This window comes from Bacillus sp. M13(2017) (assembly GCF_002218325.1).
In the GTDB taxonomy this organism is placed as follows: Bacteria; Bacillota; Bacilli; order Bacillales; family Bacillaceae_G; genus Bacillus_A; species Bacillus_A thuringiensis_K.
On record NZ_KZ268501.1, the window covers coordinates 191,598 to 206,362 of the forward strand.

Genomic DNA, 14,765 nt, shown 5'->3' on the forward strand with positions numbered 1-14,765 from the left:
GGTATTCGTCGTATGGAAATGGAGGGAATGGAGGTTTTTCCAATCGATAAGGATATTAAAGAAATATTTTGTTCACACTTGAAAAACAATAGGCACCAATTCGTAGAGAACTGGAAAAACAAAATGATAATTTCCGAAAAAGATCCATTTAAACTAGAAGTAGTTCAAAATGGAGAGGATTTACTAGAGTTAATTATCGAACTTACTATGGAAGATAAAGATATAAATTATCTTCAACCGTTATGCGAGAAAATTGCTATTGAACGTGCTGGAGCAGATGCGAATATTGGAGATTTTGTTTATAACGCAAACGTGGGAAGAAATGAACTTTTCGAAGCGATGTGTGAATTAGATGTTAGTGCTCGTGAATTGAAACCAATTATGGCAAAAATACATACTTGTTTTGACAAATTAATTTATTATACCGTTTTAAAATACTCGGAAATTATATCGAAGAATTTAGAGGAAAAACAGCAATATATTAACGAAACACATAAAGAAAGACTGACGATTTTAGGACAAATGTCAGCTAGTTTTGTACATGAATTTCGTAATCCGCTTACTTCCATTATGGGGTTTGTCAAATTATTAAAGGCAGATCATCCGAGTTTATCGTATTTAGATATTATTTCGCATGAATTAGACCAATTAAATTTTCGTATTTCGCAATTTTTACTCGTATCGAAAAAAGAAATGTGGAATGAATCGGAACGGTTTTGGCTTAATGACTTGTTTCAAGACATTATACAATTCTTATATCCGAGTTTGGTCAATGCGAATGTTTTGATTGAAAAGAACTTACCGTATCCAATTCCGCTTGTTGGTTATCGAAGTGAAGTGAGACAAGTATTTTTAAACATATTAATGAATTCAATTGATGCTCTTGAATCAATGAAAGAAGAACGAAAAATTATCATCGATGTATTTGAAGAAGATCAAGCTATTCGAATTGTGATAAAAAATAATGGACCAATGATTCCAGCTGAAAATGTAGAAACGATTTTTGAACCATTTGTAACTACTAAAAAGTTAGGAACTGGTATTGGATTATTTGTATGTAAACAAATTGTGGAAAAACATAATGGGTCCATTATGTGTCGATCAGATAACGATTGGACAGAATTTCAAATTGCATTTCAAAAATAAACAGTCTACACCAAATGAATGGTGTAGACTGTTTTAATTTGTGAGTATGACGGCTTCTAATTTAGGATCTTTAGTTGAATAACCTACTATTGAAATTGTATAAATAACATTTGGTTCAACATTGAATTTCGGTATAGTCAGTAAAACGTTTTTATTATCTGCGAGTGAAATTTCAATATCTGCTGTACCAGGGCTAACTTGCAAAAAATCTGTTATTTGTTTAAAGAGTACATTTTCAAATAAATGATCCCCATCTTTTAAATCTACATTTACAACAGGGGTATCTGGAGAGAAATGTGCAAAGCGTATTTTGGCTTGACCAGCTGGTAAATGTGTATTATCAAGTATAGGTTGTAATTGTAGGTGATTGTCACTATTTATTGCAGCAAGAGTATAAGTATGATTTCCCATTATTGGTACCAGCGCTGAAAAGATTGGAGTTTCATTTCCGACAGGAACAATATCTATACGGTATTTACCTTGTACTAATGATAAATAAGGGCTGAATTGCTTAAATGAAATATTTTTAATAACTTTTTGTTCGTTTACTAAAATGTCAACAGCCGGTATATTTGGATTGGCATGAAAAATTCTTATATGTGAAGGTAAAGCAGCTTCTTGTGAATCTCTTGTTTCATACGCCTGTACAAGTTTTGATAGTGCATCGTAATATTTCATATATAATTCTATATATTTTTTAGGATTACGAAACTGATAGTAACGTGCGAGCTGTTCGTATTGTGTAACTTCTTGTCCATATTTTTCGATTTCAGATTGAGACATGAACATTCCTCCTTTGTCATCATTAAAACTATATGCGAAGCAAGAAAGCGGTTATGCGAAAAAAATGATTTTATAGAGGGGAAATTAAAAATTGACAACAAATATGTTGTCATAAAGAGGTGCTGGTGCTTATGAGTATTTCGCAGAGTAAAGCAGTACATATGACTGTATGAAAGTAAAATAAATGCCAAATTGTAAGTGCATTTCAATTAACATATAGAATACATGTCCAAAAATCGCTAGAAAACTAGGGATTTTTTTAATTATAGGCAAATACACATACAAAGTGATAATTGTCCTACATAAATTATAAAGGAAAGATAATTTAAATCTGAGAAAAGGAGTGCCACTTCGGGATAGGGATATCCCGATAGTAATTGTGAATGAAGTTATGAAAAGATTTTGTGTTATAAGCTGTAGGATGAATTTGTAAACTTCATTTTTCTATTTATTTTAGCAATTGACAGTATTAACCCATAAGAGAGCGTCATGACGAACTGATTAGTGTGGTTAATCGGTTCTTTTTTTATAGTTTAAAAATGAAAAGTTTACATAATAAATAGGAATTTGAATTGATTAGTAAGGTGGGGTGTCGAAATTTGTTTTAAAATATGCAATTTAAAGTAGGATAATAGGAAGGAGTTTAACGGGAGTTCCGTCGAAGTGTACAGAATGTCGGCATTTAAGGACAGCTGACATTATGCTATAAAAACATTTGGTGATGTAGTCATTTCATATAAAAGGGAGGGTTATTTGGGCGTATAGAAAAGGATTGGTCTTCGTTTAGAGTTCTGAATTTTCTGTTTTATAAATATTTTTAAGCACTCATTTGTATATTTTATAATAGTTTTTTGATAAATTCACTGCTTTTGCAGAGGATTCTTTTTTATGAAAGAAACGTCAATTTTCTTCATATATATATACAAATTGGAGAAATGGGGGAGCGCTATGCGCGATTACTTAATTAAACCACTTGTTGGTCAGCCGTATCCAATGATTTCACATGGAAAAGGTGTTTATTTGTATGATCAAAATGGCAATAAATATTTTGATGGTTCGTCAGGAGCAATTACGGCAGGTATTGGGCATGGCGTAAAGGAGATTGCAGACGTTATTAAAAAGCAAGCTGAGGAGATTGCTTTCGTTTATAGATCACAGTTTACGAGTGAACCAGCTGAAAAATTAGCGAAGAAGTTAAGTGATTTAAGTGTAGGAGATTTGAACTGGAGTTTTTTTGTAAATAGTGGTACGGAAGCGAATGAAACAGCTATGAAAATTGCAATTCAGCATTTTCAAGAGCGAGGTATTCAAGGGAAACATAAAATTTTATCAAGATGGATGAGTTATCACGGCATTACGATGGGTGCTTTATCGATGTCTGGTCACCCACTACGTAGACAACGTTTTGTATCTATTTTGGAAGACTATCCTACTATACCAGCTCCATATTGTTTCAGATGTCCTGTTCAAAAGGTATATCCAACTTGTCAGCTGGCATGTGCGACTGAACTAGAAAGATCAATTGAAAGAATTGGTGCAGAGCATATTGCTGCTTTTATTGCTGAGCCGATTATCGGAGCAGCTGGAGGCGCGGTTGTTCCGCCGAAGGACTATTATAAAGTCATTAAAGATATTTGTAATCATTACGATATTTTATTTATTGCGGATGAAGTAATGACTGGGCTTGGTCGTACTGGAGCATGGTTTGCGATGGAGCATTGGGGTGTAGAGCCGGATATTATGACACTTGGTAAAGGGTTAGGAGCGGGATATACACCGATGGCAGCGACAGTTGTAAGTGATCGTGTTATGGAACCAATATTACGTGGATCACGTTCAGTAATGAGCGGTCATACGTTAAGTGCAAATCCCTTGTCTGCAGCAACGGCTTTAGCTGTTATTGAATATATGGAGAAACATAATCTCCCTGAAAAAACAGCAGAAAAGGGAGAGTATTTAATAAAAGGCTTACAGAAAGTTCAGCAACAATCGACAATCATTGCTGATGTGCGCGGAAAAGGGTTGCTAATCGGAGTAGAATTGCAACCGTTTACAAAAGCGTCAGAGCTTATTTCAGTTGCAGCTAAAAATGGGCTACTTTTATACCAAGCCGTTTCAGGGCAAGCAGGAAAAGAAGATAGTGCACTGCTTGTAGCACCGCCAATGACAACTACATATTCCGAGTTAGATGAATTACTTTCAATTTTCTCTAAAAGTGTGGAAGAGATGATGCAAAAAGGAGGGCATAGTATCGCATGACAACTATTACAAATACATTCGGTAAATTAAAAGAAATTGAGGAAGTAATTTCTTTGTTCCATGATGATATGACATTAATGTTTGGGGGATTTGGAGGGATTGGATCCCCTCCATCTTTAATACAGGCAATTTTAGAAAAAGGCATTACAAATTTAAATTTGGTTGGAAATGACACTGGATTTCCTGATGTAGGTATCGGTCGTCTTGTTACAAATGAAAGAGTTAAATCACTAATTACTTCTCACATTGGCTCCAATCCAAATGCAGGAAGGCAACTAAACGAGGGAAGATTACAAATTGAGTTTTCTCCGCAGGGAACATTAGCAGAGCGCATTCGCGCTGGTGGCGTTGGTCTTGGTGGTGTTTTAGTTGATGTTGGTGTTGATACGATTGTGGAAGAGGGAAAACGAACAGTTGAAATGGATGGTAAGACCTACTTAGTTGAAACAGCGTTAACTGCTGAAGTTTCAATTGTATATGCGAAAAAGGCAGATCCGTTTGGTAACCTTGTATTTGACAAAAGTGCACGAAATATGAATCCTCACGTAGCTATGGCTGGGGATATAACAATTGTAGAAGCAGAAGAAATAGTTCCGCTTGGAAGTTTAGATCCAGAGGAAATTGTCGTTCCAGGTGTTTTCGTAAATTATATTGTACCGTCGGAAGGAGTGAACTGGAAATGGGTATGGGCGTAGAAGTGAGGGATAAGATTGCTAGGCGAGCGGCGAAAGAAATACAAAATGGCATGATTGTAAATTTAGGTATTGGCATACCATCGCTTGTACCAAATCATTTGCCTGACGATATAAATGTTATGTTTCATGCGGAAAATGGAATCGTCGGCATGGGACCAACGCCAAGTAAAGGGAATGAAGACGAAAATTTGTGTAACGCAGCAGGTTTACCAACTTCTCTTATAACAGGAGCGAGTTATTTCGATAGTTGCACAGCGTTTGGTATGATTCGAAAAGGTTTGCTAGACATAACGATTCTTGGTTCATTACAAGTAAGTGAAAATGGTGATTTAGCAAACTGGATTGTACCTGGAAAACGTGTTCCAGGTATTGGTGGAGCAATGGATTTAGCACAAAAAGCGAAGCGGGTCGTTGTTGTGATGAATCATGTTGATAAGTACGGAAATGCAAAAATTGTTTCAGAGTGTACATTGCCATTAACTTCAAAGAAATGTGTAGATTTAATTATTACTGATATGGCAGTCATGGAGGTAACTCCGAGTGGACTTATATTACTAGAATTAATGAGCCCATACACAGTAGAAGATGTAAAACGACATACAGAAGCTGATTTTCAAATTAGTTCTAACTTACTAGTAATTGAATGAAGGGAGATGTAATATATGGAGCAATTAAAAAAGCAAGTTTGTGATTATATTGAGAGCCATGAAGAGGAAAGTGTGAAATTTTTAAAACGATTAATTCAAGAAAAGAGCGTATCTGGTGATGAAAGCGGAGCGCAGGCAATTGTGATTGAAAAATTACGTGAATTAGGTTTAGACCTTGATATATGGGAGCCTTCTTTTTCTAAAATGAAAGATCATCCTTATTTTGTATCACCCCGTACAAGTTTTTCAGATAGCCCAAATATTGTAGCAACTTTAAAAGGAAGTGGCGACGGGAAATCTATGATATTAAATGGGCATATTGATGTAGTTCCAGAAGGGGATGTGAATCAGTGGGAACATCATCCTTATAGCGGTGAGAAAATAGGAAATCGTATATATGGCCGTGGAACGACGGATATGAAAGGCGGAAATGTCGCACTTATGCTTGCGATGGAAGCGATTATTGAATCTAACATTGAATTAAAAGGAGACATCTATTTTCAAAGTGTAATAGAAGAGGAAAGTGGCGGAGCTGGGACATTAGCAACTATATTACGAGGATATAAGGCAGATGGTGTCATTATTCCAGAGCCTACTAATATGAAGTTTTTCCCGAAACAACAAGGTTCCATGTGGTTTCGTCTACGTGTAAAAGGGAAAGCTGCACACGGTGGAACGCGCTATGAAGGGGTTAGTGCAATTGAAAAAAGTATGTTTGTTATAGAACATGTAAGAAAGCTAGAGGAGAAAAGAAATAGTCGAATTACAGATCCGTTATTTAAAGGAATTCCGATTCCGATTCCAATTAACATTGGGAAAATTGAAGGAGGGAGTTGGCCAAGTTCTGTTCCCGATGAATTAATTTTAGAAGGAAGATGCGGTGTTGCGCCGAATGAGACTATAGAGGCGGCAAAAGAAGAGTTTGAGAATTGGATTGCTGAATTAAATGATGTGGACAATTGGTTTGTTGAAAATCCAGTAGAAGTAGAATGGTTTGGAGCGAGATGGGTTCCTGGTGAACTAGAAGAGAATCATGAACTCATTACGACACTTCATCACAACTTTGTTGAAATCGAAGGGAACGAACCGATTATTGAAGCATCTCCGTGGGGGACTGATGGAGGTTTATTTACACAAATTGCAAACGTACCAACAATAGTATTTGGTCCAGGAGAGACGAAAGTAGCACACTATCCAAACGAATATATAGAAGTTGATAAAATGATAGCTGCCGCAAAAATTATTGCATGTACATTACTAGATTGGTGTGAGGTGAAAAAATGAAATACTATGAATCTTTTAGAGAACAGACGAATTGTTATACAGTAGAAGGCGTTTTAGATTATTTTAATAAACGTATCCGGGTAGATCACTATACAGGAAATGTTGAAAGTATTATACAGACAATTGACGAACTAGCAGAGAAACATTCTTTCACTAAATGCATTATTAAAGGAAAGGGAGAGCATGTTTCAACATGGCTCTCTTTCGGTTTTTTGTTGGAAGCAACGATACCTCATTATTTTCAAGGACACGATGCATACTTTTTCGTGAAATATAATAATGATGAAAGACGAAATAGTATGTATTGGACTGAGGAAGATACTATATTAAGCGGTGTAAAAGCAAAAGAAATAAAAGAAAAAGTAGTTCCAGAGGAATTTTTGCTGAGAAAAGCGACTGAAGAAGATGCAGAAGAATTAGCAATTGTATTCGGAAAAGTGTTTGAAGTGTATCCGACACCTTTAAATGAAGCGAGTTATGTATTACAGACGATGAAAGAAGACGATACAATTTACTACGTATATGAATTTGAGGGGAAAATTATTAGTACAGCATCTGCAGAAATGAACATAAAGGAAGGGAATGCAGAATTAACAAATTGTGCTACTTTACCTGAATATCGTAAACATGGATTTATGAAAAGTTTACTAATTAAATTAGAGGAAGAGCTTCGAGAAAGATCTATTTTCTGCTCCTATACAATTGCTCGATCGCTTTCTTTCGGAATGAATGCTGCCTTTCATCAGTTAGGCTATACGTATACAGGAAGACTGGCGAATAATTGTTACATTTTCGATAAGTTGGAAGATATGAATATATGGGTGAAAAATCTATCTAGCTATTCGAAAGCAGTAAAAATTTCGCCTCAAAATTTGGCTGTAAAGCAAAACAGTTAGGTGGAGCTGGGTGTTCGAAAAGCCGTACTAATTAGAGTCTCGAGTTATCTAATGAAAATATAAAATTGATCAAAATTATAGAACGGAATCGTCATGCTTACAATCGCACATAGGTATGCCGAAAATTCGGCATATAATTGCTGAATTTTCGGCAAGAGGGGGGATGACATTGCTAGCAGTTTCGACACAAGAAGTCATTGAAGCGATTTTGGGCAGTATTGATGAGGCTATACACGCTGTAGATGAGAATGGAATTACAATATTTTATAATTCTGTAGCTGCAAAACACGATGGATCGAAGATTGAAAAAGTGTTAGGGAAACATCTGTTAGAAGCGTTCCCGTCTTTATCAAGGGAAACGAGTACATTGATGAAAGTACTAGATACAAAAAAACCTATCGTACATCAAGTACAGCATTATCAAAATTTAAATGGTGAAGATGTTTGTACAGTAAATACGACATTACCTATTTTTATAGATGGGAATATTGCTGGGGCTGTTGAAATTGCAAAGGATTACTCTACAATTCAAAAACTTACTGACACAATTGTTGATTTACAGTCGAAAATAAAGCGATCATCTAGAAAAAAAGTGATTAAAAAGCACGCTGCATTTGAGACGATAGTGACAAATGATACGCGGTTTAAACAGACGAAAGAGTTAGCACAAAAAGTAGCACCAACAGACGCGAATGTTTTAATATATGGTGAAACAGGAACAGGAAAAGAACTGTTCGTACAAGCAATTCATGAAGCTTCTAAAAGAAAAAATAAGCCATTTATTGCACAAAACTGTGCAGCTTTACCAGAGTCGCTACTAGAAAGTTTATTGTTTGGAACGACAAAAGGAAGCTATACAGGAGCGATTGAAAGAGCTGGGCTATTTGAACTGGTTGATGGTGGTACATTATTTTTAGATGAACTGAATTCAATGCCTCTTGATTTGCAGGCAAAAATGTTACGAGTGTTAGAAGATGGAGTCATTAGAAGAATTGGTGATAATAAGACGAGAAAAGTAGATGTTCGTGTTATTACCGCGATGAACCAGCCTCCAGAAATATGTTTACGAGAGAATAAAATTCGCACGGATTTATATTATCGCTTAAACGTATTTTCATTATATATCCCACCGCTTCGTGAAAGAACTGAGGATGTACTATTATTAGCATCTTATTTTTTGAAAGAATATAATAAAAGTTATAAAAAAGGTGTACTTCAAATTGATGAGGAAGCGAAAGATAGACTGCAAGCTTATCAGTGGCCTGGAAATGTCCGGGAGTTAAAACATACGATTGAACATGCTGTTATTATTGCAGAAGGAAATACATTAACAGCCAATTGTTTACCACGTATATTTCGGAAAGAGACGTTTTCGAAGAAGAAGGGTATAATGCCACTTAGAGAAGCACTTCATCAAACAGAAAAAGAATTGATAGATCAAGCGTTGATTGAAACGGAAGGGAATATATTACAAGCCGCAAAAATGTTGGGTATCCCTCGTCAAACGCTTCAATATAAACTGAGCAAGTACGACAAAACCGCCGAATAATCGGCGGTTTTTATGTGTTTGCACGAATAAAAGAGCGTTTACATATATAAATAGTAATGAATATGATGTTAAGTATTGATTTCATACAACGCTTAAAAATATTTTTTCGCTTATGTAATAGGGTTCTCCGCACAATTACTTATCAACAATGTAAAGTTGGCATAACTATTGCTTATATAAAGAATGAGCGTATAAAAAGGGGGAATAGCAATGTTACATGATGTATACAAACCAAATCGTCACTGGAAGGATATCGAATTATGGAAAGATGTTACTGAAGAGCAATGGAATGATTGGGTTTGGCAATTAACGAATACGATCAAAACGTTAGATGACTTAAGAAAAGTGATTAACTTAATACCTGAAGAAGAAGAGGGCGTTAAAATTTCAACGAAAACGATCCCGTTAAACATTACACCATACTATGCTTGGCTAATGAATCCTGATGATCCACGCTGTCCGATTCGGATGCAATCAGTACCGATTTCGGAAGAGTTATATAAAACAAAATATGATTTAGAAGATCCACTTCACGAAGATGAAGATTCACCAGTTCCAGGGCTAACACATCGTTATCCAGACCGTGTACTATTCCTAGTAACAAATCAATGTTCTATGTATTGTCGTTACTGTACACGCCGTCGTTTTAGTGGACAAATTGGAATGGGTGTACCGAAGAAACAATTAGATGATGCAATTACTTATATTCGTGAAACGCCACAAGTACGAGATGTATTAATCTCAGGTGGTGACGGACTTCTAATTAACGATAAAATTTTAGAATATGTATTAAAAAATTTAAGAGAGATTCCGCATGTTGAGATTATTCGTATCGGAACGAGAGCACCAGTAGTATTCCCACAACGTATTACAGAAAATTTATGTAACATTATTAAAAAATACCATCCAGTATGGTTAAATACACATTTCAATACATCTATTGAAATTACTGAAGAATCGAAAAAGGCATGTGAAATGTTAGCGAATGCTGGTGTTCCAGTCGGAAACCAAGCAGTAATTTTAGCTGGTATTAACGACAGCGTTCCAATTATGAAAAAACTTATGCATGACTTAGTAAAAATCCGTGTACGTCCATACTACATTTATCAATGTGACTTATCTGAAGGTATCGGTCACTTCCGTGCACCAGTATCTAAAGGTCTTGAAATTATTGAAGGTTTACGTGGACACACATCTGGTTATGCTGTTCCGACATTCGTTGTTGATGCGCCAGGTGGAGGCGGTAAAATTGCACTTCAACCAAACTATTTAATCTCACAAAGTGCAGATAAAGTTGTACTTCGTAACTTTGAAGGTGTTATTACGACGTATCCAGAGCCAGAGAGCTATATTCCAGGAAGAGCGGAAGGATACTTTAAAGAGATTTATCCGAACTACGAAGAAAAACGTTCAGATGTTGGTATCGCAGGTCTTATGAGCGATAAGAAATTTAACCTCGTTCCAGACGACTTACAGCGTATGAACCGTCGTAAAGACTACGAAGATAATGATACTCATGCATCTTTAAAAGATAAACGTGATAAGCGCGATCAATTAAAAGATAAAAAATACCAAGCACAAATGGCTAAATTAGAAGAAAACGACAAAAAAACTGAGGGTGATGCAGTATGAATTGTATGTGGTGTGACAGTACAGAAGCGAAAGAAAGCTTGAATACTGTATATTGGGAATTACCAGATGGTACGAAAGCCATTGAAATCCAAGAGACACCATGTATTTCTTGTTCCTCGTGCGGGATGGACTATCAATCAGACCATACAGTAAAAGAAATTGAAGATCAATTATTCTTAATTTACACGAAAGATTTACCAAAACAACTAACATATGAAGAATTAATGGGAAGACCACGTCTATTAAAAAGAAATTATTTCGACTTTTAACCAGCTTTTATGCTGGTTTTTTTCTTTTTTGCCTTGTATAATGTACCCAAGTTAGAAAGGTAGGGAATATTTTTGAAAAAGACATTTTACCATTATATGATGAAGCATCGTGCAGCTTTATTTAGAAATGAAATTTCAGATTTAGCAGAGGCGATGTATGATGATTTAAGTTTTCCGAAGCAATCTGAAGACTATGATGAAATTAGTTCATACTTAGAGTTGAGCGGAATGCTAGAAAGTATGTCTATATTTGATGAAGCCTGGGATTTATACATACAAGATAGATAAAAACTATTTGAAAACATACAGAATACATTACTTTATTTAAAGTGAAGTATTCTGTATGTTTTTTATTATGAAATTTGTTGATTTGAAGCTAGTCTAGTTACTAGCTTTTTTTTTGAGTGTAATGTAAATTTTATAAGATTATATTTTTTATTGAAAAAATTTATGAATATAAGCTTCTGTGATAAGCGTTTTTATGTAGGTTGCATATACTGATATCAAAATCACGACGTCAAAAAAAGGAGAGATAGAGATGGCAAGAAAAAAACAACCTAAATACAACGTAGGGGACATAGTCGTGATTACGCTATATGGAACCGTTGGGAAAATCACAAATATGAAGGTTTTAGATGGAGTTTATGTATACGAAGTCAATAATCACGATGGCTTTTACGTAGAGCAAACATTGCAGCACGTTACAGAGCAAGATATGAAAAAGGGCGATACGGAGTGGATTGAATTAAATTATAATTTTACGTTTGGTGATCTTGTGCAAGTAACTGGATATGATAAAGATGTTTTCCGTATTGTTGGTTTTCGTACAGAAGTATGGAGATATAAGAATGACGCATGGGAAGATACAATTTATGAATTGTCACGGATTACGGATGGTGAATGGTTAGAAGCGGATGAATCAGATTTAACGTTACTCGCCAATGCTCAAACGGCAAATGCAATTTTGAAGAAAATGAAACAAGATAAAGCAGGTATGAATAAATTAGATTTAGGGAAGTTAAAGTCAATTAACAACTCGAAAAAAGTGAGTGTTAAGACGAATCGTCAAGAAATCATTGATGGATTACTTGATATTTATAACGATTATCAATTATTGTTCGATACATTTAAAGATGAAGAATATAAAATTGTAATGGATGTTGTTCATAATTATTTAGTTAAATTGACAGAGAAAAAATAGTTAACTAGAAAGAGAGAATAAATTGAACAACAACATATGCAGTATAAGGTATGCCTACAACTATTAAAAAAATAAAAAGCCACTTTATAAGAGAGTCTGCCCATTGATCTTCATGCATGAACTCTTCTTTTGTTTGTCCTACTTCATATTGATTTTCCATTATTATTTCCCCCTTTGAATAGCTTGTACTACAATCGTATGTATCTCGTCCAAAGGTTATGACCTATAAAAAAATAAAATCTATTTTTCTAATCTCATATACATAATTTTGAGATTTTTTCATAAAACAGAAATAAAGGAGTGATGCTCATGAAGGAAATTGAAGTCGTGATTGATACGGAAGAGATTGCGGAGTTTTTTTATGAGCAACTAATTGAAAGAGGGTACGTCCCAAAACGAGAAGAAATTGAAGATCTCGCAGATATTACATTTGAGTATTTATTAGAGAAATGCATGATTGATGAAGTTTTTGATGAAGAGGATGAATGAAAGTAACGACGGGCATAACTCGTCGTTTTTTACTCTTTACAAACCTGTCACAAATATAGTCAATAATTATTGGTATAATGAAAAGGAAATTTTACTCAAGAGGTGAAGGAATGTTCAAAAAAATTATTGATTCTTTATTAGGAAAGAAAAAATATCGTTCGTATTCAAGTAGTGATTATCGTCGTAGAGGGCGCTCGTATTCAAGTAGCGATTATAAACGACGTTCATCTGGTTATGGACATCAACATTATAAAAGAAAACGTAAAAGCCGTAGCTTCTTTTCAAGCAGCTGATGAAATGGCGTCGTGTACTAGCATTATTTGATAGACCACTGCGAAAAAATACAATTGTTGCAGAGCGTTATAAAATTGAATCAGTAATTGGAATGGGCAGTTATGGGGTTACATATGTCGTTAATGATTTACAAATAAATAGATATAAAGTCTTAAAACAATTAAGACAAAGTAAACAAAGATATGAGTCTGGTAGAAGATCATTTGAACAAGAGAAAATGATTTTACAAACATTAAATCATCATGCAATTCCTAGTCTATATGATCATTTCCTATGGGAGAAAAAGAGCTTCTTTGTGATGGAGTACATGCCTGGTAAAAATTTTGAAGATTATATTTTCATAGATGGGTATGTATATACAGAACGTGAAGTTTTTGAGATTTTATATGAAATATTAGAAATTGTATCGGTGTTTCATAGTGAAGGCATTATTCATCGAGATTTACGCATTCCAAACATACTAATGAAAGAAAATCAAATTAGTATTATTGATTTTGGATTGGCTAAATGGAAAGGTGAGGATGATGAGCGAGCTACAACTTACGAAGGTGAACAAGCTTTGATGCGAGAAGTTCACTTTCGTAGCGACTTTTATGCGCTCGGTCATTTCTCATTATTTTTATTATATGCAGGATATGAATCTAATGAAAAACAGGAAAAACCATGGTACGAAGAATTAACTTTGGAACATTATACTCGCGAAATGCTTATGCGAATGTTACAAATAAAAACGCCGTACTATGAGAATGTACAAGATTTAAAACAAGATGTAGCTTCTGCTTTAGAAAGGATGGAGACTCCATGTTTCAAAAGTTTTTAGCAAGCGTTGGTATTGGAAGGGCAAAGGTAGATACTGTTCTTGAAAAAGATGAGTATATTGTTGGGGAAGAAATAGTTGGAAAAGTTCATATAACTGGAGGTTCAGTTAGCCAACAAATTGAAAGCATTTACTTAACATTATCGACGTCGTATGTACGAGAAGTGGATGATAAAAAAGTAACAACAACATATGATTTAGAGCGAGTACGCTTAACCGAACCTTTTTCTGTAGAACCGAATGAAACAGTTGACATTCCATTTTCTTTTCCAATGCCAATTGAAGCACCACTTACACTTGGTATGAAAACGGTTTGGATTCATACAGGTCTTGATATTAAACGTAGTATAGACCCAAGTGACCGCGACTACGTTCAAGTGTTACCCAATGCATTATTAAGTAGTGTTTTAGATAGTGTAAATGAATTAGGGTTTAAAGCACGTCATATAGAATGTGAAGAATTACCGCATCGATTACGTAAGCAAGTTCCATTCGCACAAGAATTTGAGTTTATTCCGGTTTCTGGAGAGTACTATGGGAAATTAGATGAATTAGAATTATTAATCTTGCCACGTGCATACGACCGATTAGAAATAATTATGGAAGTAGATAGAAAATCACGTGGATTAGCTGGTTTATTCGCTGAGGCACTTGATCTTGATGAGAAGGTGATTCGTTTTACCGTAACAAGAGAAGATATCCCTGAGATGAAGCAAAAAATTAATAATTATATTTTTTAATAAACTATGCATAAAAAAGAAATGGAGAGGAAAACTAAAACAACCGCTCCATTTTTTTGCATAG

At 34.9% G+C, this 14,765-nt stretch carries 17 protein-coding genes; 15 read left to right on the top strand and 2 right to left on the bottom strand.

Annotated elements, in window-relative coordinates:
* The first annotated feature begins 12 nt into the window (after window positions 1–12).
* Window positions 13–1,146 carry a BA2291 family sporulation histidine kinase gene (locus tag CGQ22_RS07235; protein WP_000425086.1) on the top strand — a complete coding sequence of 378 codons (1,134 nt, stop codon included), beginning with the start codon at window positions 13–15 and terminating at the stop codon, window positions 1,144–1,146.
* 33 nt (window positions 1,147–1,179) lie between these two features.
* Here the strand turns inward: CGQ22_RS07235 and CGQ22_RS07240 are convergent, their stop codons facing one another.
* On the bottom strand, window positions 1,180–1,929 hold the full coding sequence (locus tag CGQ22_RS07240) for a DUF4397 domain-containing protein (protein ID WP_089148448.1): 750 nt from the start codon (window positions 1,927–1,929) through the stop codon (window positions 1,180–1,182).
* A 948-nt stretch (window positions 1,930–2,877) separates the two neighbouring features.
* Here CGQ22_RS07240 and CGQ22_RS07245 point away from each other — a divergent pair.
* From CGQ22_RS07245 to CGQ22_RS07290, 10 genes are all read left to right on the top strand, one after another.
* Complete coding sequence (locus CGQ22_RS07245) at window positions 2,878–4,188, top strand: aspartate aminotransferase family protein (protein ID WP_001205879.1); 1,311 nt, start codon at window positions 2,878–2,880, stop codon at window positions 4,186–4,188.
* Complete coding sequence (atoD, locus tag CGQ22_RS07250) at window positions 4,185–4,883, top strand: acetate CoA-transferase subunit alpha (RefSeq protein ID WP_000208101.1); 699 nt, start codon at window positions 4,185–4,187, stop codon at window positions 4,881–4,883. Before CGQ22_RS07245 ends, atoD begins: the two co-directional genes overlap by 4 nt.
* Complete coding sequence (locus tag CGQ22_RS07255) at window positions 4,868–5,530, top strand: CoA transferase subunit B (RefSeq protein WP_000525274.1); 663 nt, start codon at window positions 4,868–4,870, stop codon at window positions 5,528–5,530. Before atoD ends, CGQ22_RS07255 begins: the two co-directional genes overlap by 16 nt.
* A gap of 15 nt (window positions 5,531–5,545) precedes the next feature.
* Window positions 5,546–6,814, top strand: coding sequence for a peptidase (locus tag CGQ22_RS07260; protein WP_000436690.1), 1,269 nt, complete (start codon window positions 5,546–5,548; stop codon window positions 6,812–6,814).
* Window positions 6,811–7,710, top strand: coding sequence for a putative beta-lysine N-acetyltransferase (gene ablB / locus CGQ22_RS07265; protein ID WP_000878604.1), 900 nt, complete (start codon window positions 6,811–6,813; stop codon window positions 7,708–7,710). The genes CGQ22_RS07260 and ablB overlap by 4 nt, the downstream gene beginning before the upstream one ends.
* A gap of 163 nt (window positions 7,711–7,873) precedes the next feature.
* Complete coding sequence (gene rocR / locus CGQ22_RS07270) at window positions 7,874–9,259, top strand: arginine utilization transcriptional regulator RocR (protein WP_080029637.1); 1,386 nt, start codon at window positions 7,874–7,876, stop codon at window positions 9,257–9,259.
* Between the two features lie 210 nt (window positions 9,260–9,469).
* Complete coding sequence (gene kamA / locus CGQ22_RS07275) at window positions 9,470–10,891, top strand: lysine 2,3-aminomutase (protein WP_089148449.1); 1,422 nt, start codon at window positions 9,470–9,472, stop codon at window positions 10,889–10,891.
* Window positions 10,888–11,160: a YokU family protein gene (locus CGQ22_RS07280; protein ID WP_000995763.1), complete on the top strand. Its 273-nt coding sequence runs from the start codon at window positions 10,888–10,890 to the stop codon at window positions 11,158–11,160. The genes kamA and CGQ22_RS07280 overlap by 4 nt, the downstream gene beginning before the upstream one ends.
* 72 nt (window positions 11,161–11,232) lie before the next feature.
* The gene (locus CGQ22_RS07285) at window positions 11,233–11,448 is read left to right on the top strand and encodes a YozE family protein (RefSeq protein WP_000750717.1); all 216 of its coding nucleotides are present in this window, start codon (window positions 11,233–11,235) and stop codon (window positions 11,446–11,448) included.
* A 250-nt stretch (window positions 11,449–11,698) separates the two neighbouring features.
* Entirely contained in the window at window positions 11,699–12,361 is a 663-nt protein-coding gene (locus CGQ22_RS07290; protein WP_000101499.1) for a hypothetical protein, read from the top strand.
* A 4-nt stretch (window positions 12,362–12,365) separates the two neighbouring features.
* Here the strand turns inward: CGQ22_RS07290 and CGQ22_RS07295 are convergent, their stop codons facing one another.
* Window positions 12,366–12,521, bottom strand: coding sequence for a DUF3930 family protein (locus tag CGQ22_RS07295; protein WP_000431486.1), 156 nt, complete (start codon window positions 12,519–12,521; stop codon window positions 12,366–12,368).
* A 149-nt stretch (window positions 12,522–12,670) separates the two neighbouring features.
* Between CGQ22_RS07295 and CGQ22_RS07300 the strand changes: the two genes are divergently transcribed.
* The 4 genes from CGQ22_RS07300 (at window position 12,671) to CGQ22_RS07315 (ending at window position 14,701) form a co-directional block, all read left to right on the top strand.
* Window positions 12,671–12,850 (top strand): YozD family protein, encoded by a 180-nt coding sequence (locus tag CGQ22_RS07300; protein WP_000658451.1) that lies wholly within the window; start codon window positions 12,671–12,673, stop codon window positions 12,848–12,850.
* Between the two features lie 110 nt (window positions 12,851–12,960).
* Window positions 12,961–13,143 carry a hypothetical protein gene (locus tag CGQ22_RS07305; RefSeq protein ID WP_000473371.1) on the top strand — a complete coding sequence of 61 codons (183 nt, stop codon included), beginning with the start codon at window positions 12,961–12,963 and terminating at the stop codon, window positions 13,141–13,143.
* Window positions 13,143–13,964, top strand: coding sequence for a serine/threonine protein kinase (locus CGQ22_RS07310; protein ID WP_000872068.1), 822 nt, complete (start codon window positions 13,143–13,145; stop codon window positions 13,962–13,964). The genes CGQ22_RS07305 and CGQ22_RS07310 overlap by 1 nt, the downstream gene beginning before the upstream one ends.
* Window positions 13,946–14,701, top strand: coding sequence for a sporulation protein (locus CGQ22_RS07315; protein ID WP_000486610.1), 756 nt, complete (start codon window positions 13,946–13,948; stop codon window positions 14,699–14,701). The genes CGQ22_RS07310 and CGQ22_RS07315 overlap by 19 nt, the downstream gene beginning before the upstream one ends.
* Window positions 14,702–14,765: the final 64 nt, after the last annotated feature.

Bases quoted from the DNA above. Each gene is read 5' to 3' on its own strand.
- CGQ22_RS07235 (WP_000425086.1), top strand. From the start codon at position 13: ATGGAAATGGAGGGAATGGAGGTTTTTCCAATCGATAAGGATATTAAA.
- CGQ22_RS07295 (WP_000431486.1), bottom strand. From the start codon at position 12,521: ATGGAAAATCAATATGAAGTAGGACAAACAAAAGAAGAGTTCATGCAT.
- CGQ22_RS07300 (WP_000658451.1), top strand. From the start codon at position 12,671: ATGAAGGAAATTGAAGTCGTGATTGATACGGAAGAGATTGCGGAGTTT.
- CGQ22_RS07260 (WP_000436690.1), top strand. From the start codon at position 5,546: ATGGAGCAATTAAAAAAGCAAGTTTGTGATTATATTGAGAGCCATGAA.
- atoD (WP_000208101.1), top strand. From the start codon at position 4,185: ATGACAACTATTACAAATACATTCGGTAAATTAAAAGAAATTGAGGAA.
- ablB (WP_000878604.1), top strand. From the start codon at position 6,811: ATGAAATACTATGAATCTTTTAGAGAACAGACGAATTGTTATACAGTA.
- CGQ22_RS07315 (WP_000486610.1), top strand. From the start codon at position 13,946: ATGTTTCAAAAGTTTTTAGCAAGCGTTGGTATTGGAAGGGCAAAGGTA.
- kamA (WP_089148449.1), top strand. From the start codon at position 9,470: ATGTTACATGATGTATACAAACCAAATCGTCACTGGAAGGATATCGAA.
- CGQ22_RS07280 (WP_000995763.1), top strand. From the start codon at position 10,888: ATGAATTGTATGTGGTGTGACAGTACAGAAGCGAAAGAAAGCTTGAAT.
- CGQ22_RS07255 (WP_000525274.1), top strand. From the start codon at position 4,868: ATGGGTATGGGCGTAGAAGTGAGGGATAAGATTGCTAGGCGAGCGGCG.
- CGQ22_RS07290 (WP_000101499.1), top strand. From the start codon at position 11,699: ATGGCAAGAAAAAAACAACCTAAATACAACGTAGGGGACATAGTCGTG.
- CGQ22_RS07305 (WP_000473371.1), top strand. From the start codon at position 12,961: ATGTTCAAAAAAATTATTGATTCTTTATTAGGAAAGAAAAAATATCGT.
- rocR (WP_080029637.1), top strand. From the start codon at position 7,874: ATGACATTGCTAGCAGTTTCGACACAAGAAGTCATTGAAGCGATTTTG.
- CGQ22_RS07240 (WP_089148448.1), bottom strand. From the start codon at position 1,929: ATGTCTCAATCTGAAATCGAAAAATATGGACAAGAAGTTACACAATAC.
- CGQ22_RS07245 (WP_001205879.1), top strand. From the start codon at position 2,878: ATGCGCGATTACTTAATTAAACCACTTGTTGGTCAGCCGTATCCAATG.
- CGQ22_RS07310 (WP_000872068.1), top strand. From the start codon at position 13,143: ATGAAATGGCGTCGTGTACTAGCATTATTTGATAGACCACTGCGAAAA.